Source organism: Micromonospora sp. HK10, from assembly GCF_000982955.1.
Taxonomy (GTDB): domain Bacteria; phylum Actinomycetota; class Actinomycetes; order Mycobacteriales; family Micromonosporaceae; genus Micromonospora.
This window is the reverse complement of record NZ_KQ058841.1, coordinates 1-21,669: the sequence shown is the minus strand read 5'-3', so window position 1 is coordinate 21,669 and position 21,669 is coordinate 1. Positions and strand designations below refer to the sequence as shown.

The 21,669-nt window shown below is 73.8% G+C and carries 20 protein-coding genes and 1 pseudogene; 8 read left to right on the top strand and 13 right to left on the bottom strand.

Annotated features, from left to right (window positions below; translation table 11 throughout):
• Positions 1 to 2: 2 nt before the first annotated feature.
• The 5 genes from LQ51_RS19860 to LQ51_RS19840 form a co-directional block, all read right to left on the bottom strand.
• On the bottom strand, positions 3 to 761 hold the full coding sequence (locus LQ51_RS19860) for a MerR family transcriptional regulator (RefSeq protein WP_046567876.1): 759 nt from the start codon (positions 759 to 761) through the stop codon (positions 3 to 5).
• A gap of 147 nt (positions 762 to 908) precedes the next feature.
• Positions 909 to 1,541 carry a hypothetical protein gene (locus tag LQ51_RS19855; RefSeq protein WP_046567874.1) on the bottom strand — a complete coding sequence of 211 codons (633 nt, stop codon included), beginning with the start codon at positions 1,539 to 1,541 and terminating at the stop codon, positions 909 to 911.
• Positions 1,542 to 1,672: 131 nt separating this feature from the next.
• On the bottom strand, positions 1,673 to 3,949 hold the full coding sequence (locus tag LQ51_RS19850) for a putative bifunctional diguanylate cyclase/phosphodiesterase (protein ID WP_082159537.1): 2,277 nt from the start codon (positions 3,947 to 3,949) through the stop codon (positions 1,673 to 1,675).
• 165 nt (positions 3,950 to 4,114) lie between these two features.
• Complete coding sequence (locus tag LQ51_RS19845; RefSeq protein ID WP_046567873.1) at positions 4,115 to 5,620, bottom strand: hypothetical protein; 1,506 nt, start codon at positions 5,618 to 5,620, stop codon at positions 4,115 to 4,117.
• Positions 5,617 to 6,696 carry a hypothetical protein gene (locus LQ51_RS19840; protein ID WP_046567871.1) on the bottom strand — a complete coding sequence of 360 codons (1,080 nt, stop codon included), beginning with the start codon at positions 6,694 to 6,696 and terminating at the stop codon, positions 5,617 to 5,619. Before LQ51_RS19840 ends, LQ51_RS19845 begins: the two co-directional genes overlap by 4 nt.
• Positions 6,697 to 7,095: 399 nt before the next feature.
• Between LQ51_RS19840 and LQ51_RS19835 the strand changes: the two genes are divergently transcribed.
• From LQ51_RS19835 to LQ51_RS19820, 4 genes are all read left to right on the top strand, one after another.
• Positions 7,096 to 7,500, top strand: a complete 405-nt coding sequence (locus LQ51_RS19835; protein WP_046567869.1) for an effector-associated constant component EACC1 — start codon at positions 7,096 to 7,098, stop codon at positions 7,498 to 7,500.
• 22 nt (positions 7,501 to 7,522) lie between these two features.
• Positions 7,523 to 8,980: a hypothetical protein gene (locus tag LQ51_RS19830; RefSeq protein WP_046567867.1), complete on the top strand. Its 1,458-nt coding sequence runs from the start codon at positions 7,523 to 7,525 to the stop codon at positions 8,978 to 8,980.
• 108 nt (positions 8,981 to 9,088) lie between these two features.
• Positions 9,089 to 9,418: a YciI family protein gene (locus LQ51_RS19825; RefSeq protein WP_046567865.1), complete on the top strand. Its 330-nt coding sequence runs from the start codon at positions 9,089 to 9,091 to the stop codon at positions 9,416 to 9,418.
• 4 nt (positions 9,419 to 9,422) lie between these two features.
• Positions 9,423 to 10,655, top strand: coding sequence for an RNA polymerase sigma factor (locus LQ51_RS19820; protein WP_046567863.1), 1,233 nt, complete (start codon positions 9,423 to 9,425; stop codon positions 10,653 to 10,655).
• A gap of 251 nt (positions 10,656 to 10,906) precedes the next feature.
• Here the strand turns inward: LQ51_RS19820 and LQ51_RS19815 are convergent, their stop codons facing one another.
• The 4 genes from LQ51_RS19815 to LQ51_RS19800 form a co-directional block, all read right to left on the bottom strand.
• Positions 10,907 to 11,758 carry an SRPBCC family protein gene (locus LQ51_RS19815; protein ID WP_046567860.1) on the bottom strand — a complete coding sequence of 284 codons (852 nt, stop codon included), beginning with the start codon at positions 11,756 to 11,758 and terminating at the stop codon, positions 10,907 to 10,909.
• Positions 11,751 to 12,308: an ArsR/SmtB family transcription factor gene (locus tag LQ51_RS19810; protein WP_046567858.1), complete on the bottom strand. Its 558-nt coding sequence runs from the start codon at positions 12,306 to 12,308 to the stop codon at positions 11,751 to 11,753. The genes LQ51_RS19815 and LQ51_RS19810 overlap by 8 nt, the downstream gene beginning before the upstream one ends.
• A gap of 93 nt (positions 12,309 to 12,401) precedes the next feature.
• Positions 12,402 to 13,745 (bottom strand): class I SAM-dependent methyltransferase, encoded by a 1,344-nt coding sequence (locus tag LQ51_RS19805; protein ID WP_046567856.1) that lies wholly within the window; start codon positions 13,743 to 13,745, stop codon positions 12,402 to 12,404.
• Positions 13,742 to 15,127 (bottom strand): FAD-binding oxidoreductase, encoded by a 1,386-nt coding sequence (locus tag LQ51_RS19800; protein ID WP_046567854.1) that lies wholly within the window; start codon positions 15,125 to 15,127, stop codon positions 13,742 to 13,744. Before LQ51_RS19800 ends, LQ51_RS19805 begins: the two co-directional genes overlap by 4 nt.
• Before the next feature lie 92 nt (positions 15,128 to 15,219).
• On the opposite strand from LQ51_RS19800, the gene LQ51_RS19795 reads away from it, so the two are divergent.
• Together LQ51_RS19795 and LQ51_RS19790 are read left to right on the top strand one after the other, a co-directional pair.
• Positions 15,220 to 15,690: an aminoacyl-tRNA deacylase gene (locus LQ51_RS19795; RefSeq protein WP_046567852.1), complete on the top strand. Its 471-nt coding sequence runs from the start codon at positions 15,220 to 15,222 to the stop codon at positions 15,688 to 15,690.
• Positions 15,691 to 15,829: 139 nt separating this feature from the next.
• Entirely contained in the window at positions 15,830 to 16,537 is a 708-nt protein-coding gene (locus tag LQ51_RS19790; RefSeq protein ID WP_046567851.1) for an RICIN domain-containing protein, read from the top strand.
• 4 nt (positions 16,538 to 16,541) lie between these two features.
• Here LQ51_RS19790 and LQ51_RS19785 read toward each other — a convergent pair whose 3' ends face one another.
• Positions 16,542 to 17,840 carry an MFS transporter gene (locus LQ51_RS19785; protein ID WP_046567850.1) on the bottom strand — a complete coding sequence of 433 codons (1,299 nt, stop codon included), beginning with the start codon at positions 17,838 to 17,840 and terminating at the stop codon, positions 16,542 to 16,544.
• Positions 17,841 to 17,911: 71 nt separating this feature from the next.
• Between LQ51_RS19785 and LQ51_RS19780 the strand changes: the two genes are divergently transcribed.
• Positions 17,912 to 18,940 carry a GlxA family transcriptional regulator gene (locus tag LQ51_RS19780; RefSeq protein WP_052744982.1) on the top strand — a complete coding sequence of 343 codons (1,029 nt, stop codon included), beginning with the start codon at positions 17,912 to 17,914 and terminating at the stop codon, positions 18,938 to 18,940.
• On the opposite strand, the gene LQ51_RS19775 is transcribed toward LQ51_RS19780, so the two are convergent.
• Positions 18,850 to 19,905: an ArsR/SmtB family transcription factor gene (locus tag LQ51_RS19775; protein WP_156313163.1), complete on the bottom strand. Its 1,056-nt coding sequence runs from the start codon at positions 19,903 to 19,905 to the stop codon at positions 18,850 to 18,852. The genes LQ51_RS19780 and LQ51_RS19775 overlap by 91 nt on opposite strands.
• Before the next feature lie 113 nt (positions 19,906 to 20,018).
• Here LQ51_RS19775 and LQ51_RS19770 point away from each other — a divergent pair, with 113 nt between their 5' ends.
• A complete protein-coding gene (locus LQ51_RS19770) occupies positions 20,019 to 20,525 on the top strand; it encodes a tetratricopeptide repeat protein (protein ID WP_046567849.1) in 507 nt (168 codons plus the stop codon).
• Positions 20,526 to 20,550: 25 nt separating this feature from the next.
• Here the strand turns inward: LQ51_RS19770 and LQ51_RS19765 are convergent, their stop codons facing one another.
• Positions 20,551 to 21,027: a hypothetical protein gene (locus LQ51_RS19765; RefSeq protein WP_046567940.1), complete on the bottom strand. Its 477-nt coding sequence runs from the start codon at positions 21,025 to 21,027 to the stop codon at positions 20,551 to 20,553.
• Between the two features lie 286 nt (positions 21,028 to 21,313).
• A pseudogene (locus tag LQ51_RS19760) lies at positions 21,314 to 21,669 on the bottom strand (hypothetical protein); the annotation flags it as partial.

Below are 21,669 nucleotides of genomic sequence, written 5' to 3'. Positions count from 1 at the left end.
GGTCAGGCCCGGTCGATCGCGTTGGCGTGGATCGCCTCGTTCAGATAGCCCGCCAGCCCGGGCCGGATCTGCTCGAAGTACGCCGTGAACCGCGGGTCGGCCAGGTACATGTCGGCCAGCCCGGTGTGCAGCTCGTACGAGCAGTCGTAGAACCACCGGCTGACGAGCTGCCGGTGCTCCTCGGCCAGCGCCCTGGCCTCCGGCCCGTCGGCCGGGGCGCCGGCGTCCATCAGCGCGGTGATCCGCCGCCCCCAGTCCTCGTTCTCGGCCTTGTTGCGCAGCCAGTCCTCCTTCGAGTAGCGGGCCGCCCGCTCGGTCGACTGCCGGTACGCGTCGGTGCCGCCCCAGCGCCGCTCCGCCTCCTCGGCATGCTCGTCCGGGTCGAAGTCTCCGAACACCTCGAACCGCTCCTCCGGGGTGAGCTGAATGTCCAACTTTCTCGCCTCCATCGCGAGCTCGATCGCCGCGACCATGTCCCGCAACTTCCCGATCCGTCCGGTCAGCAGCTCGTGCTGGCGGCGCAGGTGCGGCAGCGGGTCGCCCTCCGGGTCGTCGAGGATCACGGCGATCTCCTCCAGTGGGAACCCCAGCTCCCGGTAGGCCCGGATGAGCTGCAACCGCTCCAGGTCGGCGTCGTCGTAGCGCCGGTAGCCGGCCGGCGTCCGCCCGCTCGGCGACAGCAGCCCGATCTCGTCGTAGTGGTGCAGGGTCCGCACCGTCACCCGGGCGGCCCGGGCCACCTGGCCCACCGTGTACGCCATGGTTCCCTCCCTTCCGCGACCAAGGCTCCCGCCTCCCGTTGCGTGAGGGTCAAGCCCGATTCTGCGCCCCCGTCCCGGCCGGCCGGGGGCACAACGACGACCGCCCCGGCCGCCGAGGGGGATGGCGGCCGGGGCGGTCGGGAGGGGTCAGGCGGTGACCCGCTCCTTCGCCGGGGCGGCGAACGCCTCGTTGGGCGGGGTGCGGAAGGCGTGCACCAGGCCGGCGACGGAGAGCAGCAGGAGCAGCGCGGCACCGAGGTACATGGCCAGGGCGCCCTGCTCGGCCTTGCGACCGAACTCGCTGAAGCCGTACGAGGTGAGCAGCAGGCCGCGCAGCGTCTCGCCCTTGAACACGGTCTCCCGCTGGGCGGTCACGTCGGCGAGCTGCTTCTGCAGGTCGGGCAGGTTGGCGGCCTTGGCCTGCTCGGCCTGGGCAACCTGCTCACGCAGCGCCGTCTGCGGCGCGCCCAGGTCGGCGTAGGTCTTGCCGCCGGCGATGGACTGCAGGTGCAGACCGATGTACTCGTTGGCGTAGCACTCGGCCTGCTTGCCGGAGGTGAGCTGCTGGCCGGCGTACTCGCGCAGGCAGTCGGACTTCTTCTCCTCGTCGCTGAGCTTGTCGGCCGGCGTGAAACTGATGTGCTGGGCGGCGAGCTGGTCGTGCACGTACGAGTTGGCGAAGTTGGCGTTCGTGGTGAGGACGATGCCCACGACGAGCAGCAGAACCGCGAGGCCAAGCCCGCCGATGCTGAACAGCAGATCCAGCGTCCGTCGCTTCATGTCGAGCTCCTGTATCGATGAGGGGGATGTTTCGTTTTCGACCATGCCATCATGGCCGCCGGGTCGCAGCCGCCAGCAGGGCCGAACCCCCTGTCCGGACCGGGACCTTGGACCCGTCCGGCCCGGGCCGGTCAGCGGGCCACGTCGACCGGGGCCAGCGCCGCCAGCAGCTCGGGCAGGTCGGCGGGGCGGCCGTAGCGCCAGCCCTGCCCGTGCAGGCAGCCGATCGCGGCCACGGCCGCGTGCTGCGCGCCGGTCTCCACGCCCTCGGCCACCACCGCCAGGTCGAACGCCCCGGCCAGCCGGTTGACCATCTCCACCGTGGCGTACGCCCGGACGTCGCCGGCGTCGAGCCGGGCCACGAAGGACCGGTCGATCTTCAGCTCGGTGGCCGGGATGCGGTGCAGGTAGCTCAGCGAGGAGTAGCCGGTGCCGAAGTCGTCGATGGCGATCCGCACGCCGAGCTCGCGGAGCTGGGCGAGGCGTTCCAGCACCGGCTCGCTCTGCTCGATCAGCGCGGACTCGGTGAGTTCCAGGGTCAGCGCGCGTGGTGGCAGGCCGGCCGCCCCGACCGCGCCGGCGACCGTGGCGATCAGGTCGGGATGGCGCAGGTGAGCGGCGGCGATGTTCACCGCGACGCTGACCTCGGGGGCGTACGCCCGCCAGGTCGCCGCGGCCTCGCACGCCTGCCGGATCACCCACCGGTCGATGGCCAGGATCAGCCCGGTCTCCTCGGCCAGCGGCAGGAACGCCGCCGGGGCGAGTACCCCGAGCCGGGGATGGCGCCAGCGGACCAGCGCCTCGGCGCTGCGCACCGCGCCGCTGGCCAGGTCGACGATCGGTTGGAACTCCACGAGCAGCTGCGCCTCGTCGACGGCCCGGCGCAGGTCGGCGATCAGCTCGGCCCGGGTGACCGCGGACTCGCGCAGCTCCGCCGTGCAGCTGCGGTACGCGGACTTGCCGGCCGCCTTGGCCGCGTACATGGCGATGTCGGCGTCGCGGAGCAGGTCCGTGTGGGAGGTGTGCTGCGGACCGTACTCGGCGATGCCGATGCTGGCCGACGGGTGCACGCCGAGGTCCTCCTCGCCGGGCAGCGGCTCGAGGGCGGCGAGCAGCCGCGCGGCGAGCCGCTCGGGTGACACCGGCCGGTCCCGGTCGAGCAGCACCGCGAACTCGTCGCCGCCGAGCCGGGCGATCATCCCGTCGCCGCGCACCGCGTCGCTCATCCGTTCCGCGATGGTGGCCAGCAGCCGGTCACCGGCGGCGTGCCCGAAGCGGTCGTTGACCTGCTTGAAGCCGTCCAGGTCGAGCAGCAGCACGGCGACCGGGCCGCCGTGGCGCAGGGCTCGGCGCAGCCGCCGGGTGAAGGTGAGCCGGTTGGGCAGGCCGGTCAGCTGGTCGGAGTAGGCGAGCCGGCGCAGCCGGGCGACCAGCCGCAGGTTCTCGTTGGCGGCCAGCCCCTGCCGCACGGCCAGCACCCCGAGCAGCGTCATCATGCCCACGAAGATCAGGTGCGGGGTCTGCCCGCTGGGCCGGCGGGACAGCACCACGGCGACGATCGCGCCGCCCACCGGCAGGTACGGCAGGGCCACCCGCCACCACGGCGGCAGCGGTGACTCGCCCTCCTCCTCACCGTCCCCGCCCTGCGGCGGCCGGCTCCCGGTGGCCGCGCCGATCAGCAGGTAGCTCAGCGGCCAGCAGACGTCGATCAGGTGGCCCGGTGCGTAGCTGCCGTGCGCGACCAGGGAGACGTAGACGGCGTCGGCCGCGGCCCGGGTGGCGAGGCTGGCCCCGATCAGGGAGAGCGCCGGCCACCTCGGCCGGGCCGGCCCGGCGACCGCCACCAGGATGGTGAGCTGCATCAGGTCGAACATCGGGTAAAGCAGCCCGAAGGTGCGCAGCGGGTCAGCCAGGTCGGCGGCGGCGAGGTCGCGGAACACCACCACCCAGCCGATCGGGATGAGGGCCAGCGCCACGATCACCCCGTCGAGGAGGGTGCGGGCCTGCCCGACCACGCTGCGCGGGGCGGCCAGGGAGCAGAGCAGGGCGGCGGTGCCGGTGATGATGCCGGCGGTGAAGAGCCCGCCGACCAGGGCGGTGTGCGGCAGCGCGGTGCCGCCGAGCCGCTCCACCGTCCACACCGTCCGGCCGAGCGCGGCCAGCGCCATGGTGGCGGCCAGCAGCCCCCAGAACCAGCGCAGCGACACCGGATGCCGGCGGGCGGCCCGGACGCAGCACGCCGCCGCCCAACCCGACACGACCAGGGCGCCCAGGTCGCTGGCCAGGGCCGCGCCGGGCAGGCCGGCGACCAGCCAGCCGGCTTCCCCGAGTACGACGAGCGCGGCCGCGACGAGCCCGACGCGGCCGGAGAGCGGGGCACAGACCCGCGCCGTGGCGGCCCGGTTCACGTCCTGCTGGGGTACAACGATTCGCTCCGGCTCTCTGAGACGCGCACCCTCGACGGTGAGGACCGGGTGTCGGACGGCGAACGGCGCAAGCCTAGCCAGCGCCGGAGGTCACCGCCAGAGCCGAACGGTGGGCGACCGGCCGGCCGCCCCGGTCCTCAGTGGAGTTCAGGACCACTCCTCCGCCGGGTCGCCGTCGGCGGCCGGGACCGCCGTGACCGGCGGGCCGCCGTGCGTCCACGGGGTCTCCTCAGCGGCCGGGAAGGCGCCGGCCGGCAGGAAGGCGTCCGACAGGGTGGTCAGGCAGAGCCGTTCCCCCACCTCCGGCACGCTGCCCTGCGGCGCGGTCAGGCCGCGCCCCATGCCGCCGGAGAGTTCCAGCACCACCTCCGTCTTGCCGTCCGCGCCCGGCGTCACGAAGACCACCTTTGCCTTCTGGCCCGGCCGGGCCGGCGAGTGGAGACTCGCGCCCACCGGCACCAGCACCGGCTCGGTGGTGACCACCTGGATGCGGGGGCGCAGCACCGGCCGCTTGCCGCTGTCGTCCACCCGGGTCGGGTCGGCCAGGGTCACCTCGCCGACGAACGCCTCCCCGGTCAGCCGGTGCTCGGCCATCACCAGCGGGTCGTCGTAGGCGCGCTGCACCGCGTACGAGGCGGCGGCACGTTCCAGCCGGTGCAGGCGCACCGCCGCGGCCACCGCGCCGTCGCGGCGCGGCTGCGGCCCGCCCCCGGGGTCGACGTGCTCGGCGTACCCGGTGAAGGCGTCCCGGTCGCCGTCCCACCGACCCGCCACCCGCGCCCCGGGCGGCAGCGCGCGCAACAGCCCCACGCCGCGCCACATCAGCTCCCAGGTGGGCGCGAGCTGGTCGCGCAGCAGCGCTGCGAGCTCCGCGTACGCCCCGGCGCGAGCCTCCGGGTCGTCGGCCGCGGCCGCGTAGGCGGCGATCGCCGGGGCGAGGTGGCGGTTGTCGAAGTCCGGGTCGGTGGCCGGGCCGGCGGGCGGGCAGCCGGTCGGGTCCTCGGCCCGGGCCGCCGCCGCGGCGCCGGTCGACCCGGGTGGCGGGTCGATCCAGCCGAGCAGCGCCGGCAGGTGCAGGTCCTCGACCGCGCTCTGCCCGGTGGCCCAGTGCAGGGTCAACGCCTCGGTCAGCGCCACCAGCGCGGCCGAGCCGGGCTGTTCGGCGCGCTCGGCGAAGAAGGTCAGCCAGCGCCCGAGCAGCGGCACCGACGGGTGCACCGGGTACTCCCCGTCGCTACGGCGGAACCGGGTGGAGCGGCCGAACAGGCGCAGGAAGGTGATCCCGGCCGGGTTCGGCACCAGCAGTTGCGGCGCGTCCAGGTACCGGTGCCGGACGTCCCGGCCCCGGTCCACCGGCACCGCCTCGGTGGCGTCCCGGAACGAGTCCAGGTACGGCAGCACCTCCTCGGCCAGCTCCGCGGCGAACCGGTAGCGCTGGTCGCGGTTGCGGGGCTGCGGCACGACCAGCAGCCGCGGCCGGTCCGGGGCGGTGCCGACCAGCGCCGCCAGCGGGGCGTTCGCCTCGCCGGCCATCGCCAGCGGCACCAGCACCAGCGGGCGCTCCGACAGGTGCAGGTGCCGGACGGTGGCCACCGGCTGGGCCACCCCGGCGGCGAGCGCCTGCGCCTTCGCCAGCGCGCGCAGCGTACTCATCCGGAACTCGCGGCGAGGGCGTCGGCGCGCAGCCGCGCGGCGGCCCGGAGCAGCGCGGCGGCCTCGTCCTGCCCCGGCTCCGGGGTCCGCTCGCCGGTGGCCAGCGCCAGCACCTCGCCGATCTCGGCGACGCCGCCCAGCGCCTCGCGTACCGACCGGCCCAGCGCCGCGGTCTGGCCGTGTGCCTCCCACCGGCAGAAGTACGCCAGCTCGCAGGAGGCCAGGCACTCCGGCGCGTAGCGGGCCGGCACGGTGCCGAGCGCGGCGGTCAGGGTCGCCGGGTCGGCGGTGACGTCGGCGGTGAAGCCGGCCGGCACGGTGGCGAGCAGGTCGTCGAGGCGGTCCATCCGGTCGAGCTGGCGGCGCAGCACCAGCAGTTGCCGGCGGACGTCCAGCAGGCTGGCCACCGGCCGGTTGGTGAAGTCGCGCGGGCAAACCAGCACCACCTCGTGGGAGACCAGCTCCGGGTCCCGCCCGCCGGCGGCGAGCAGCTCGCGCAGCGCCAGCACGTAGACGGCGGACTGGATCGCGGCGGCGGAGACCTTGGCCGGGTCGGCCTGGCCGTCGATCACCGGAAAGGACTTGATCTCGACGACGTGGAACCGGCCGGCGAGCCGCGCGGCCACCAGGTCCGGTTCGAGGTGCACCCGCCGGCCGGCCACGTCGAGGCCGAGCAGCGGGTGGTCGAAGAGCGCGGCTCCCTCGCCCGCCGCGGTCAGCGCGGTCCGGGACCGTTCCGGCCGGTCCGCGTCGCCGCCCAGGTCCGTCCAGCTCGCCGTCGCCGGCACCGGTACGCCCAGCCGCTCCGCGACCAGCCGCAGCAGCTCGGCCCCGCCGCCGGCCTTGACCTGCGCCTCGAACGCGTTGCCCCGGGTGATCGCGAAGCGGGACTGGCCGAACCGGGCCGGGAAGCCGATCCGCTCGGCCAGCTTCGGCTTGTCCACCCCGGCGCCGTCCAGCACCGCCCGCCGGGTGCAGCCCGGGTTGCCGGTCAGGGCGGCGACGGTCCGGGCGTTGTGCCGCCGGGGCGGCAGGCCGCCCCGGATCTCGGCCAGGCGGTGCGCGATGTCCGTCATGATCCGCCAGGATAGGCGGTCAGCGGCCGGCGGAGCGGTTCCAGGGCGAGCGCGGCGACTCGGCGCCCGCCGACGGCCGGCTGCGGCGCCGGTGCCGGCGGCCGGGCGTGCACGGCGGGCGGGACACGGTGTGCACCGGCGGGGGCGCGGCGACCGGCGGGCGACCGATCAGCCAGCGGAGGAGGCGGGCCACGCGTCAGCCGACCGGGAGGCGCTCGGCCTCGGCCCGGAGCCCGAAGATGAAGAACATCGCCCGGCATTACCCCGTCGGCGGACCTTTTGCACCTGCCGCACCCCGGCACCTCGGCCCCGGAATTTCGATCTTGTGGAGCCGGTGCCCGCTTGACCCACGAAGTACGCTGGGCACCGATCCAGCGCAGGAGCCGACAAGGGGCGCTCGTGGGCGATGCACTGACCGAGAAGGTCTACATCCAGATCACCGCCGCCGGCGAGGACTTCGCCACGGCGGAACGACTCCTCGCTCACCTCGATCTGCCCGGCGTGACCTGTCACGAGGCCGATCCGCACAACACCGCGATGAGCAGCTCGCTGCTGCACTCGGTGGTGCTCGTCGTCTCGTCCGCCGGCGGGCTCAAGGTGGTGCGCGACATCGTCGTGACCTATCTGGAGCAGCGCCGGGCCAGCGTCGAGGTCCGCACCACCCGGGCCGGCATGACGGTCACGTTCGAGGGCCCGCTCAGCAGCCAGAAAGAGATGAAGCGGCTTGTCGAACTCCTCGCGCCTCCAGAGCCACCGCAACGAGGCGAGTCCCAGTCTGTTCCACAGCAGCCTGGGGTCGCTTAATCCGCTCGGCCTCGCGATCGAGTTGACCCGCGTTCCCGGTGCGGACGACGACTACGAATCGATCGTGTCGCTGCTCGGGGCGCTCCTGCACGAGCGGCACCACTGGCTGCAACAGATCGGCACGGTGGCCGGGCTGTGCACCAGCCTCCTGCTGGAGACGCAAGCAGGGCTGATCGCCGGCAACCTGCCGGTCCAGGAGCTGACCGCCGACGACCTGCCGCTGTGCGACGGCCGGTTCCGCGACAGCCCGGCGGTGATCGGGTGGGAGCGGGTGGAGGCAACCAGGAGGATGTTCGCCGGCTGCCGGAAGGGTGACTTCACGGCGCTCGCCGAGAACGGGCGGCCGCCGGCCTTCCATCTTCTCGCCGACCTGCAACGACCGGTCGTCACCCAGGTCTGTCGGGGCGATCCGGACCGCTCGCCGCTGCGGACGTGGGCCGACCTGCAACCGATCGACGAGGTTCCGATCATCCTCGATCACCGGGGGTGGCTCGTCGGCACCCGGCATCTCATGGAGTGTGCCGCCCGCATCTCCGAGGTGTTCAAGGTCGGCAGCGACCTCAACCGGGCCGGTCGTGGCCCGTTCAACTTCACCCCGCTGCTGTCCGGCATCTACGGGGTCGCCCACGACCTGTTCTACGACGACGGCAAGCCGGTGTCGGTGGCGAGCGAGATCGGCCTGGCGGCCCTGTGCGACCTGGCGTTGAACGGGCCGTACCCGCCCCTGACCCCGACCGCCGGGAAGTTCGTGGGCCGGGGTTGGAGCCCGGGTGTCTCGTTCGCCCTGCTGGTGCGACTCGCCGAAGGGTTCCGGTTCGACGTCGAGCTGGATCCGTTCGACCCGGCCGCGGTCCGGCAGTTCATCGGCGAGTTGACGGCGCACGTCGGGTGGCCGTCGGGCGACCTCCTCTCGGACACGGTGGGGTCGGTCATCGGGGAACAGGACCCCGACGTCGTGGCCACCGAGATCTTCCGGCTGGAGGAGGACCGGCTGCCCGAGCCGACCATGAAGGGTGCCCGGATCCGTTACCTCTTCTCGATCGCCGCCCGGGCGTTCGAGATCCGGCGGGAGGCGCCGGAGCTGTTCGTCTTCCCGTTCGCCCAGTACGGCGCCGACCGGAAAGACTTCCGGGCCTACTTCGACCGCTTGCAGCCACCGCTGCTGGCGCACGGCGAGCAGGGCCTGGCGCCCACCCGCCCCATTCCCGGCTGGCTGGAGTTCTTCCTGGCCAGCAGCGTCGAGTACGAGTTGACCCGCCGCATGGTCATGTCCACGGCGCCGGAGATCGCCCAGGTCCTGGCCGGCTACGCCCGCTCGATCGGCGGGACGGAGCACGGCCTTGCGGTCATCACCGCCCAGCTACGCTCCATCTTCCGCGCCGGGCCGCTCGGCGACGAACTCGTCAGACTGGTCGAGGCCGCCGTGTCCGCGAGCCCGTGGACGCCGATGCCCCCCATCCTCAGGGACTCCTCCTCGTAGTCCGTCGAGGCCGGCGGGGCGCCCGGAAAAATTCCCAGCGCCGGCTGTCCGGATCGGGGTTGCCCGTTCGTCAGGCTGGGTGCAAGCACAACCTGGAGGAGTGAACCGATGAAGTACATGATGCTGGTCTGCACCGACACCGAGCCCGACAAGGACCCGAGCGCGGCTCCCGACATCGAGCAGTGGGTGGCCGAGCGCGACGCCAACGGGCAGCGGGTGACCGGCAGCCGGTTCGCGCCCCCGTCGGCGGCCACCACGGTCCGGGTCCGGGACGGGGAGTTGCTGCTGACCGACGGTCCGTTCGCCGAGACCCAGGAGGTCATTGTCGGCTTCGACCTGCTGGAGTGCGCCGACCTGGACGAGGCGATCGAGGTGGTCCGCGCCCACCCGATGGCGTACGCGGGCCGGATCGAGTTGCGCCCGCTGGTGGAGGACTGAGCCGGTGACCGACGCGGCCGGGGCGGTCGCCGACGCGGGTGCCGAGGCGTACCCGCGGATCGTGGCCGCCCTGATCCGCGTCACCGGTGACTGGACCCTCGCCGAGGACTGCGCCCAGGAGGCGCTGGCCGCCGCGCTGGAGCGGTGGCCCCGCGACGGCGTACCGGCCAATCCGGGCGGCTGGCTGATGACGGCCGCCCGGAACCGGGCCGTGGACGTGCTGCGCCGGGCCGCCGTGGAACGCCGCAAGCTGCGCGAGCTGGCGCTGCTCACCGATCCGGAGCCGGCGCCGCCGGAGGGGGACGTGGTGGACGACCGGTTACGGCTCATCTTCACCTGCTGCCACCCGGCGCTGGCCCTGGAGGCCCGGGTGGCGTTGACCCTGCGCACCGTGGCCGGCGTGCCCACTGCCGAGATCGCCCGGGCGTTCCTGGTCAGCGAGTCGACGATGACCCGCCGGCTCACCCGGGCGAAGACGAAGATCGCGGCGGCCGGTGTCCCGTACCGGGTGCCGACGGGGCCCGCGCTGGTCGAGCGGCTGCCGGGTGTGCTGGCCGTGCTCTACCTGCTCTTCACCCGGGGGTACGACGCCAGCGGCGAACCCGCGTTCGCCACCGAGGCGGTCCGGCTGGCGCGGCTGTTGCACACGCTCCTGCCGGACCAGCCGGAGCCGGCCGGCCTGCTCGCCCTGTTCCTGCTGCACCACTCCCGCCGGGCCGCCCGCCGGGACGCCGACGGCGACCTGCTCACCCTCGACCAGCAGGACCGCGCCCGCTGGAACCAGGCGGAGATCGCCGAGGGCGTCGCGCTGCTCGACCGGGCCGGCTCCGGCCCGTACGCCCTCCAGGCCCGGATCGCCGCCGGCCACGCCACCGCCCCGACCGCCGCCGAGACCGACTGGCCGGCCATCGCCGGCTGGTACGACGAACTGGTCCGCCGCACGCCCACCCCGGTCGTCCGGCTGAACCGGGCGGTGGCGCACGGCTACGCGTACGGCCCCGGGCCCGGGCTGGACCTGCTGGCCGAGGCGCGGGCGGGCGGCGCGCTGGACGGCTATCCGCCGGCGCTGGCCGTGGAGGCCGAGCTGACCGCGCGGCTGGGCGACCAGCGCCGGGCCATGGCGCTGTTCCAGGCGGCGGCCGACGCGGTCCGCTCCGAGCCGGAGCGGCGGGCGCTGCTCCGCCGGGCCGCCGAGCTGACCCGGCCGGCTCGGCGTGGGCGGTCGGCACCGAGCTGAACCTCGTCCGCCGGCTGGCGCTGGCGGACGGCACCGAGCTGAACCTCGTCCGCCGGCTGGCGCTGGCGCCTGGTCGGCCGGGTCCCCGGTACCGTCCGAGCCGCTACCGACGTGATGGCGTGGATGGATCAGTCGGGACGTACCGAGGGCCGGAACCGGGTGAGTCAGCCAGGACATCATGGTGGTAGCCGGCGGCAACCCGTCCCTGCCTCGCCGGCGGTGTCGGGCGGCAGGGACGGGAGCGTGCCGCGTCAGGCGGTCGCCGGCAGCTCCACGGAGACCCAGATCGACTGCCACTCGGCCAGCTCGTTGAAGCGCCGCAGCTCGTAGAGGCTGGCCACGTTGCCGGACCACGGCGTGTACGGCGGGTTGCTCTCGTCGAAGCCGCTCTGCACCATGGTCAGCTTCGTCTTCCCCGCCGACTCGGCCAGTTCCCAGGTGCTGACCCCGAAGGGGCCCCAGTCCACCGAGAGCAGGCGGCCGGGGTCCAGGTCGACCACCTTGGCCGCGTACCCGGTGTCAAAGCCGCCCATGGCGTAGCGGCCGCCGACCCAGGGCTCGATCCCGATCGGGTAGCCGAACCAGGCGCTGGCCTGCTCCGAATCGGTCAGCGAGGTCCAGACCCGGTCCAGCGGGGCGTCGATGGTCACCTCGGCCCGCAGGTCGGTGGAGGTGAAGTCGGTACGCGGCAGCAGCGGCTCGCCCGCCACGTGGGCGGCCAGGTTGGCGATCGACAGGGCCCAGAAGGTTTGCAACGTGCCCCGGATGCTGCTGCCGTCCATCGCCTCGGCGAAGTCGAAGTGGCTCTGCCGCAGGGTGAGCAGGGTGCCCGCCCCCTCCGGCGCCAGCTCGAACTCGGTGGTGGTCTCCACCCCGTCGAGGGTCCAGGCGAACCGCAGGGTGCGCTCGTCGGCGTGCAGCAGCCGCTGGTGCGGGGCGTTCCCCTCGGGGGTGTAGCGGCCCCAGAATGCGTACCGGTGCGGCAGCTCGACCTCGGCCTGCTCGGCCAGCCAGACGCGCAGCTCGGCCGGGTCGGTCAGGGCGCGGCGCACGGCGTCCACGGGGGCGGCGAGACGGGCCCGGACGGTCAGCGGTTCACTCACGGTCGTCACCTTTCGGGTAGCAGGCCACGGCGAGTTTGAAGGCGTCCCCCTCGGCGCCGCCGTAGCGCGTGAACAGGTCCTGCAGCGTCGACTGCAGGTCGCGCAGGAACTCCTGCCGGCGCTCGGCCGGCACTCTGATCTCGCCGGACACTCCGATCGAGGGCAGCTCCGGCCTGCTGCGGTCGAGGCCGGCGATGTCGGCCTGGACCTCCTCGACGAGATCGAGCAGGTAGCCCAGGCTCAGCTCGTCGCGGATCCGGCGGTCGCCGAGCCGGCCGACCAGGCGGGGCGAGAGCCAGTACGACCGGGCCACCGCCCGGTAGATGCCCTCGCTGATGCCGCGCACCTTGCGGGCCGAGACCTGCTCGACCAGGCCGGCGGCGACCAGCTGCCTGACGTGGTAGTAGACCCGCTGCGGCGTCTGGTCGAGCCGGGCGGCCACCTCGGTGCAGGTGCGGGGCTCGGCAAGCTGCCGCAGCACCTCGATGCGCTGCGGCTTGAGCAGGATCTCGGCCTGCTCGCGTGCTTCCAGGTACAGGACGTCTCTCATGGCAAAAATCAGTTTGTACGTACAAAACTTCTTTGTCAATAGGCTCGACGAAAGGCCGCGCGCTCGCGCGGCCTTTCGTCGACCGTCAGCGGATCACGGCGTCCAGTCCGGACGGAGCGGGTAGCCATTGACCCCCCGCGGCCCGTTCTGCGTGGCGACCACCTGGTGCAGCTGGATCTCGTTGCGCTCGAAGGCCAACCGGGAGCCGGCCATGTAGAGCCCCCACACCCGGGCGGTGCCCGGCCCCACCTCGTTCACGCAGAAGTCCCAGTGCTCGACCAGGTTCCGGCACCAGCCGGCCAGGGTCAGCGCGTAGTGCTGGCGCAGGTTCTCCTCGTGGTGCACCTCCAACCCGGCGTCGTGGATCTCGCTGATCAGCCGGCCCGGCCCGGCCAGCTCACCGTCCGGGAAGACGTACCGGTCGATGAACGCGCCCGAGCGGTGCGGGGCACGGTTGTTGGCCCGGGTGATGCAGTGGTTCATCAGCCGCCCGCCGGGCTTGAGCCGACTGCGCAGCGCGCCGAAGTAGGCCGGGTAGTTGCGCACCCCGATGTGCTCGGTCAGCCCGATCGAGGAGATGGCGTCGAACTGCTCACGCGGGGCGTCCCGGTAGTCCAGATGACGCACCTCGGCCAGCTCACCGAGACCCTCCCGCTCGATCGCCGCCTGCGCCCACTCGGCCTGCGCCTTGGACAGGGTCACGCCGAGCGCCTTGACGCCGTACTCGCGGGCCGCGTGCCGGACCATGCCGCCCCAGCCGCAGCCGACATCGAGCAGCCGCATCCCCGGCTTGAGCGCCAGCTTGCCGGCGACCAGGTCGTACTTGGCCCGCTGCGCCTCCTCCAGGGTGTCCTCCGGGCTGCGGAAGACCGCACAGGTGTACGTCATCGACGGGCCCAGCACCTTCTCGTAGAAGGCGTTCGACACGTCGTAGTGGTGCGAGATCGCGCTGCTGTCCCGGGTACGCGAGTGGCGCAGCCCGTTCACCACCCGCTTCCAGCGCGGCGCGGACTCCTGCGGCGGGGGCGGCGGCGGCAACAGCCGCTCCCAGCCCAGCCCGCGGACCAGGGAGAGCGCCTCGCCCACCGACGGCAGGCGCAGGTGCAGCTGGTCCTTGAGCACGATCAACGCCTCGTACGGGTCGCCCGGATGGACGCCCTCCAGACCCAGGTCGCCGCTCACGTACGCCCGGGCCATGCCCAGGTCACCCGGGGCGGTGAGCAGGTACGACAGGCCCCGCTCGGTGTGGATCGCCAGGGTGATCCCGGCGTCGGCCGGGCCGACCGCGCTGCCGTCGTACCCGGTGATGCGGATGGGCAGGTCGCCCGTGGTGACCGCCCGGACCACGTCGGCCACGGTCGGTCCGCCGCGCCGGCCTCCCGCCGGCGGAGTCGGCGGGACGCCCGCCGCGCCCTTCTCTCGATCGATCAGACTCATTGTCGTGCTACCGCCTTCTCGTACAGTCCGGTCAGCCGGTGGTCCGGGTCGTAGCGGTCCTTCACGGCACGCCAGGTCTCCCCGCCGTAGAGCCGGTCGAACGCCTCCCGGTCGTAGTACGCGTCGGAGTAGAGCGACTTGTGCCCGCCCGCCTCCGACACCGCATGCTCGATCTCCCGGTTGACGTCGCCGTCGGCGGCGCCCTCGGCGATCGGCACGCTCCCCCAGAAGCCGATGTTCACATAGGTTTCGCCCGGCTGGAGGGGATACAGCGGCCACGCCCGGGCGGATCCCGGCCCGGCCGGCTCGCGCAGCCGCAGCGGGCAGAGCCAGACCGGGGTCATCCGCACGTGCTGGGCGAACCAGCGTAGGAACTCCGCCGTGCCGTCGAGCGGGATCTCGACGTCCTGCACCACCCGCTCGCGGGCCGGGCGGCCCCGCCAGCGGTCGATCCGGGCGGCCACCTGGTGCCGGTGCTCCAGGCGGACCAGCCGGTGGTAGAAGTCGCTGCGCCGGTAGCGCTGCGGCCAGAGCCGGCGGACCACCGGGTGCTGCACCCCGAACGCCGCCGAACACCAGAACCAGTCGGTGTCCCACCGCCAGATGTAGTCGTACGCGGAGAGCACGTCCCGGGTGCGCCGGCGCAGCGAGCGGTAGTAGATGTCCTGGCCGGTGTAGTCGCTCGGCGGGCCGGCCGGGTCGTCGGTGAAGGTGCCGAGCACCAGGTACGCCTCGCCGGGGCTGAACATCACCCCGTCCATGGCGTCGACCGGGTCGCCCTCCCAGGAGCCCTTGGCGACCACCTCGGCGATCGCGTCGGTCAACTCCTCCAGCCGGTTGAACCGGATGTTGCGCAGCGCCACGTACCGGCGCACCGGCTGGAGTTCGATGCGCAGCCGGGTGGCGTAACCGAGGCTGCCCAGCGAATTGGGGAAGGCCCGGAACAGCTCGGCGTGCTCGCCCACCGGCCGGGCGGTGACGATCTCCCCGGCCCCGGTGAGGATGTCCAGCTCGGACACGGACTCGTGGGGCAGGCCGTTGCGGAACGAGGTGGACTCGATGCCCAGCCCGGTCACCGCGCCGCCCAGGGTGATGGTGCGCAGCTGCGGCACCACCAGCGGCATCAGGCCGTGGGCCAGGGTCGCATCGACCAGGTCCTCGTACGTGCACATGCCCTGCACGTCGGCGGTCCGGGCGGCCGGGTCGACCGAGAGCACCCCGGTCAGGCCGCTGACGTCCAGCCCGGGCACCCGCGGCGCGGATCTCGGACGGAACAGGTTGGAGGTGCGTTTGGCCAGCCGTACGGGCTCCCCGGCGGGCACCGCGGCGTACGAGCGCCGCAGCGTGTCCACCGCCCGCTCATGATCACGGACAGCGTGCATGAGATCACCTTACGCCCGGGTACGACAATTCGTGGGATGACCACAGTGGCGGTTCCTGATCGGCCGAACGGCCCTCGGGCTACCGTGGCGGCATGCCGTCGCCTGCCCTCGCCGCCCTGGACGCCGCCGCCCTGCCGTACCGGGTGATCCGGCACGGACCGGTCCGCAGCCTCGACGAGGCGGCCCGGGCACGCGGCGTCACCGTGCCCGACGTGGTCAAGACCATCGTGGTACGCCGGGCCGAGAACGATCACCTGTTCGTGCTCACCCCGGGCGACCGGGTCATCTCCTGGCCCAAGCTGCGCGCCCTGCTCGGGGTGAGCCGGCTGTCCATGCCGGACGCGGCCGCGGCGAAGGCGGCCACCGGCTACGAGCGCGGCACCATCACCCCGTTCGGCGCGACCACCGCCTGGCCGGTGATCGCCGACGAGCGGCTGCGCGGCCGGCAGATCACCCTCGGTGCGGGCGAGCACGGGACGGCCGTGGCGGTCGACGCGGACGCCGCCCTCGCCACCCTCGCCGCGACCGTGGCCGACGTCACCGACCCGGAACCCGACCGCTGACCGGCACACCGCCCGCCCGGCGGACCGCCGGTCGCCCGCGGTGCGAAGGGCGCTCCGGCCAGCCGTACGGGTCGTCGACCGGGTCACCCCCGGGCCCGGCGACTGGCCATCGACGGTCGCGGTGGGTCAGGATGCCCTCATGGCCGACCAGCGCCCCGACCCGCCCGGCACCGTCTACGGCGCCCCCCGTACCGGCCGGCCCGGCCTGCCACAGGACCCGCTGATGCGGGTCGCGCTGGGCGTGGCGGTGGTCGGCGTACTCCTGGGCGTGTTCTTCGCCACCGGCGTGCTCGGCGGCGGCGGCGCGCAGCCGGTGGTGCCCGCGGCGGCCGTGCCCACCGCGGCGGCGAGCGAGGACCCACCCACCACGGCGGCCGCCCCCAGCACGCCGGCCGCGTCGCCGTCGACCGCCGCGCCGACCACGGCGGCCCCGGCGAACGGGCCGAAGGTGTTCCGGTCGGTGCCGTCCGGGCTCTGTCTCGGGCTGGAGAGCGACCAGCAGCAGGCGAGGGCGCAGCTCGCCCCCTGCACCGGCGGGCCGGAGCAGCAGTGGGTGGCCAGCCAGCTCGGCCCCGACGCGGTGGCGCTCACCGTGGCCGCCTACCACCAGTGCCTCGACGTCGAGGGGGCCAACACCGGCGACGGCGCGAAGCTCCAGCAGTACCCCTGCCACGGGCAGGGCAACCAGCAGTGGCGGTTGCACCCCGCCGGGGACGGCACCGTGCTGCTGGTCGCCGTGCACAGCGGCAAGTGCGCGCAGGCCGAGGGGGGCAACCCGCAGCCCGGCGCCACGCTCGTACAGGTCCCGTGCACCGGCGCGGCCGAGCAGCGGTGGGCGGTCGGCTGACCGGTCAGCCGCGGTAGCTCCAGGCCCGCCGGCCGGCCACGACCGGCAGCACGAACGCGGGCTCCCGGTCGGGACGGCGCCGCAGCAGCAGGGAGAGCCCGGCCGCCCCGATCGAGAGCGCGCCGGCCGCGTACCAGGCCGCGGCGTAGTCGCCGAGCTGGTCGCGGACCAGACCGGCGCCGGTCGCCGCGACGGCCGCGCCGACCTGGTGGGCGGCGAACACCCAGCCGAAGACCACCGCGCCGGAGGACCCGAACCACTCCCGGCACAGCGCCACGGTCGGCGGCACGGTGGCCACCCAGTCCAGGCCGTAGAAGACGATGAAGACCAGCATGCTCGGCCGGCTGCCACCGGCGAAGAGGCTCGGCAGCACCAGCAGCGACGCGCCGCGCAGCGCGTAGTAGGCGCCCAGCAGCAGCCGGCTGTCCACCCGGTCGGTGAGCCAGCCGGAGGCCACCGTACCGACGATGTCGAAGAGCCCGACCAGGGCGAGCAGGCCGGCCGCGGAGGTCTCCGCCATGCCGTGGTCGTGCGCGGCCGGCACGAAGTGGGTACCGACCAGGCCGTTGGTGGTCGCGCCGCAGATCGCGAAGCCGCCGGCGAGCAGCCAGAACGGCCGGGTCCGCGCAGCGGCGGCCAGCGCACCGACCGCCCGGGCCGCCGCCCCGCCGGCCGGCGGCGCCGGGGCCACCACCTCGGTGGCCCCGTAGGCGGGCCGGCCGAGATCCGCCGGGTGCTCGCGGAGCAGCCACCCCACCAGGGGTACGACCGCCAGCGCGGCCCCGGCGACGACCAGCGCGGCCAGCCGCCAACCGTGGTCACGGACCAGCACCGCGACCAGTGGGAGGAAGACCAACTGCCCGGCCGCGCCGCCGGCGGTGAGCACGCCGGTGACCAGGCCCCGCCGCGCGACGAACCAGCGCCCGGTGACGGTGGCCACGAAGGCCAACGCCATCGAGCCGGTGCCCAGACCCACCAACACGCCCCAGCAGAGGATCAGTTGCCAACTGGCGCTCATCAGCACGGTCAGCCCGCTGCCGAGGGCGACGAGCACCAGCGCGCCGGCCACCACCCGGCGGATGCCGAAGCGGTCCATCAGCGCCGCGGCGAACGGGGCGGTGAGCCCGTAGAGCAGCAGGTTGACCGACACGGCGGCGGAGATGGTCGCCAGGGGCCAGCCGAACTCGGCGTGCAGCGGGTGCAGCAGCACACCGGGCGTGGCGCGGAAGCCGGCCGCGCCGACCAGCGCGACGAAGGAGACGCCGGCCACGAGCCAGGCCGGATGCAGACGGTGTCGGGTCACGGCTCCGAGTCTCGACGGTGTCCGGCGGCCCGACGAGTGGCCGGAAAGCCATCCTGCGCAATAATCGGGCCATGACCCCGCACCGGATCGCCGTCCTCGCCCTCGACGGGGTGGTCGGCCTCGACCTCGGCACCCCCGCCCAGGTCTTCGGCACCGCCCGCGCCGCCGACCTCACGCCGCTCTACACCGTCGAGGTCTGCACGCCCGGCCGGCAACCCGTCCGCAGCACCGCCGGCTTCCAGGTGCTCCCCGAGCACGGCCTCGAGCTGCTGGACGCCGCCGACACGGTGATCGTTCCCGGCATCCACGACGGCCCGCCGCTGACCGACGGGACGCTGGACGCTCCGGTGGCGGCCGCGCTGCGCGCCGCCCACGACCGGGGAGCCCGGATCATGTCGATCTGTACGGGCGCCTTCGTGCTGGCCGCCGCCGGCCTGCTCGACGGCCGGCGGGCCACCACCCACTGGGGGTACGCCGACCGGTTCCGCCGGTTCCACCCGCACGTGGACCTCGACCCCGACGTGCTCTTCGTCGACGGCGGCCGGGTGCTCACCTCGGCCGGCGTGGCCGCCGGCATCGACCTCTGCCTGCACGTCATCCGCACCGACCACGGCACCGACGTGGCCAACCGGGCCGCCCGCCGCTGCGTGGTGCCGCCCTGGCGGGAGGGCGGCCAGGCCCAGTACATCGAGCGCCCGGTGCCCCGGGCGGTGGAGGCCGGCACCGCGGCGACCCGGGAGTGGGCGCGGCAGCGGCTGCACGAGCCGGTCGCCCTGCGCGACCTGGCCGCGCACGCCCGGATGAGCGTCCGGACCTTCACCCGGCACTTCCGCTCCGAGACCGGACTCAGCCCGGCACAGTGGCTGCTGCAACAGCGCACCGAGCACGCCCGGCTGCTGCTGGAGACCACCGACCTGCCCGTCGACCGGGTCGCCCGGCACGCCGGCTTCGGCACCACCGCCGCCCTGCGCCAACACTTCCACTCGCGGGTCGGCGTCGCTCCCACGGCCTACCGCCGCGCCTTCCGGCGGCCGCCGCACCCTGCCGGGTCGACGGGCGGCGAAACCGCCGCAGGATCGGTCGTGGTCGGCTCGCCCTGACCGAGCACGGCCTCGCCGACGGGCGTACGCCGATAGCGGATCTCGTGCCGGTGTCGCTCCCCGGTGACGAATCCGGCGTCGCGCAGCACCGACAGATGCTCGGAGACCGTCCCGGTGGCCAGCGCGTGCCGGTGGGCCAACGTCGTCGTGCTGGCCGGCTCGTCGAGGCTGAGCAGCAGCACGGCCCGGGTCTTGCCGATCAACCGCCCCAGAGCCGCATGCCGATCGGCGGCAAGGGGCTGCCAGAGCGTGCCGAGCCCGCGCGCCGGGTAGATCACCGTGGGCTGCCACGGCGGGTCCACGATGACGACAACCTGATCCCACTTGAACGCGCTGGGCACCAGGACGAGCCCTTCGCCCCGCAGCTCGCGATGCTCGTCGTCGCCGTACTCGCGGCTCAGCACGCCGTTGTTCCAGCGCAGACGGGGATGCAACTCGGCGAACAACCGGTCCAGGCCGCCTTCGGCGAGACGCCGGGTCTGGAAGCTCACATCGGCGTCAAGCAGCCCGCGTACCTGCGGCCAGACCGGTTCGACCAGGACCTCCCACGCCTGCCGCACGAGTGAGACCAGCGTCTGGAGAACACCGGCCGGGTCGCCCAGCAGCAGCCGGCCGGTCGCCGACTCGGCCGCCCCCGGCGTGTCCGCCAGCGACCGTCGCAGCTCCGCGCGTACCCGATCGTGGTCAGTGGCCGCCACGGCCGCAAGTTCGTCCTCGAACCGGGCATGCGGGCTGACCGGAGGCGGCGAGAGGAAATCGGGGGTGTAGCCGCGACGCGGCTGAAGCAGGGCGATCGGCCGCAGGTCGAGGCCCCGCGGGTCGACGGTGTCGCGCCAGCGGCGGTGCGGGCCGACGCCCTCCCGCGGCGAGAGCAGGCGCACCGCGGACAGCGTCTCGAGCATCGGCGAGATGGCGAAGCGGCAGCGCAGCAGGTCGGCAGGGCTGAACCGCAGCGTGACCGCCATTCGCGCCGCCTCCCTCGACCGGTAGAGATTCGGCGGCTGCCGAATCACTGGCGACCACGATACCGAGGCTCGCAGAGTTCTCCCGGACGAACCGAGGATCATGAGGAGAACCGATGAACCCGAACGCCGACTGGGAGCAGCGCAGCGCGGAGCTGTGGGCGGCCTTCGACGCGGCGCCCGACGACTGGGACGAAGCCGACTTCCGCCAGCGGGTTGGCGCCCTCGCCGACGAATTGGGACCGGATCATCCCGTGGCGGCGTTCGAGCGGGCCTGCGCCTGGGACTCGACCGGTCACTCGGACAAGGCGGTTCCGCTCTACCGCACCGCGCTGGAGCTGGGCATCGACGGCATCCGCCGGCGGCGCTCGGTGATCCAGCTGTCCAGCTCGCTGCGGAACACCGGACAGCCCGGGGAGAGCGTCCGGCTGCTGACCGAGGAACGCGAGCGTGGCTCCGACGAGCTCGACGACGCGGTCAGCGCGGCGCTCGCACTGGCTCTCACCAGCGTCGGCCGGGAGTTGGAGGCCGTGTCGATCGCCGTCGGGGCGCTCGCGAAGCACCTGCCGCGCTATCAGCGGTCGATGGCCAACTACGCCCGGCTACTGGTCGAGCCCGACTGATTCGTCAACCAGTCGGTGCCTGCGCTCAGGCGGGGTGCGGCTGGCGGCGCAGGGCGCGAAGCTGGGCCAGGTGCATGGGCAGGTGGACGCGGGTGTGCAGGTCCAGCACCCGGCCCCAGGGCAGCGACTCGTCCACGTCCAGGTCGAAGCCCTCGCGCAGGACGGTGTCGACCGACGTCTCGGCGGCCGGGCCGAGCCGCTCGGCCAGGGTGCACAGCTTCTGGCTGGTCGCCCGGAGCAGGGTGCCCAGCCCGTCCAGCCCACCGCACTCGGCGACCAGCGCGTCCAGTTGCGGCCGGTGGATCGTCTCCAGGTCGTAGTAGGCGAACGGGGAGCCGGCCAGCACCGCCTCGGTCGCCTCGCTCATCAGCTCGTCGTTGGCGGCCAGGTGCGCCACGATCTGGTCGGCATCGAGTTCCCCGTCCCCGGGTGGACCGAACCCACCCATGTCCACCTCCGCGAGCACCGCCTCGTACGCCCGCCGCAGCGCCGCGGCGTCCACCTGGTCCATTCCCGCATCCAACCCCCGGCACCGGCGGCCGCACCGCAGCTACCCGACTCCGTTCACCCGGACGAGTCGCGCCCCCCCTCTACCACCCCCTGCCGCCGACCACCCCCCTGCCGCCGGCCACCACCCCCTGCCGCCGACCACCCCCTGCCGCCCGGATGAAGCGGCGCCGAGGTCGACGGTGCCGAAGTCGAGAGACGCCGCTGGCCGGCACCCGGTGTCGGGTGCCGGCCAGCGGTTGCGTGCTTGCTGCCTGGTGCTTTGCGCTTCGTGCTGGTGGTCAGCTGTTCCAGTGGTGGGCGACGATGTCGGCGGCCTGCTGCTCCCACTGGGCGTAGGCGTCCGGGTAGGCCGAGACCTGCACCGTCTGGGCGGCCTCGGTCAGCGGCATGTCCTGCCAGCCGTCGACCTGCTTCAGACCCTTCTCGAACGCCAGGGTCGAATACTCGGGGTCGGTGATCTGCTCCGGCGTGCCCCAACCACTGGAGGGGCGCTGCTGGAACAGGCCCAGCGAGTCGTGGTCATTGCGGTCGCCGAGGTGGCCCAGGTTCTCCAGCTTCGACTCCTGCAGCGCGGTGGCGATCGAGATCACCGCGGCCCGCTCCGGCAGCCCGGCCTTCTTCGTGGCGGCGATGA

Coding starts and splice junctions, on each gene's coding strand:
- LQ51_RS19805 (WP_046567856.1), bottom strand. CDS start 13,745: ATGAGTCTGATCGATCGAGAGAAGGGCGCGGCGGGCGTCCCGCCGACT.
- LQ51_RS19845 (WP_046567873.1), bottom strand. CDS start 5,620: ATGAGTACGCTGCGCGCGCTGGCGAAGGCGCAGGCGCTCGCCGCCGGG.
- LQ51_RS19800 (WP_046567854.1), bottom strand. CDS start 15,127: ATGCACGCTGTCCGTGATCATGAGCGGGCGGTGGACACGCTGCGGCGC.
- LQ51_RS19825 (WP_046567865.1), top strand. CDS start 9,089: ATGAAGTACATGATGCTGGTCTGCACCGACACCGAGCCCGACAAGGAC.
- LQ51_RS19775 (WP_156313163.1), bottom strand. CDS start 19,905: ATGGCGGTCACGCTGCGGTTCAGCCCTGCCGACCTGCTGCGCTGCCGC.
- LQ51_RS19810 (WP_046567858.1), bottom strand. CDS start 12,308: ATGAGAGACGTCCTGTACCTGGAAGCACGCGAGCAGGCCGAGATCCTG.
- LQ51_RS19795 (WP_046567852.1), top strand. CDS start 15,220: ATGCCGTCGCCTGCCCTCGCCGCCCTGGACGCCGCCGCCCTGCCGTAC.
- LQ51_RS19780 (WP_052744982.1), top strand. CDS start 17,912: ATGACCCCGCACCGGATCGCCGTCCTCGCCCTCGACGGGGTGGTCGGC.
- LQ51_RS19840 (WP_046567871.1), bottom strand. CDS start 6,696: ATGACGGACATCGCGCACCGCCTGGCCGAGATCCGGGGCGGCCTGCCG.
- LQ51_RS19770 (WP_046567849.1), top strand. CDS start 20,019: ATGAACCCGAACGCCGACTGGGAGCAGCGCAGCGCGGAGCTGTGGGCG.
- LQ51_RS19790 (WP_046567851.1), top strand. CDS start 15,830: ATGGCCGACCAGCGCCCCGACCCGCCCGGCACCGTCTACGGCGCCCCC.
- LQ51_RS19860 (WP_046567876.1), bottom strand. CDS start 761: ATGGCGTACACGGTGGGCCAGGTGGCCCGGGCCGCCCGGGTGACGGTG.
- LQ51_RS19855 (WP_046567874.1), bottom strand. CDS start 1,541: ATGAAGCGACGGACGCTGGATCTGCTGTTCAGCATCGGCGGGCTTGGC.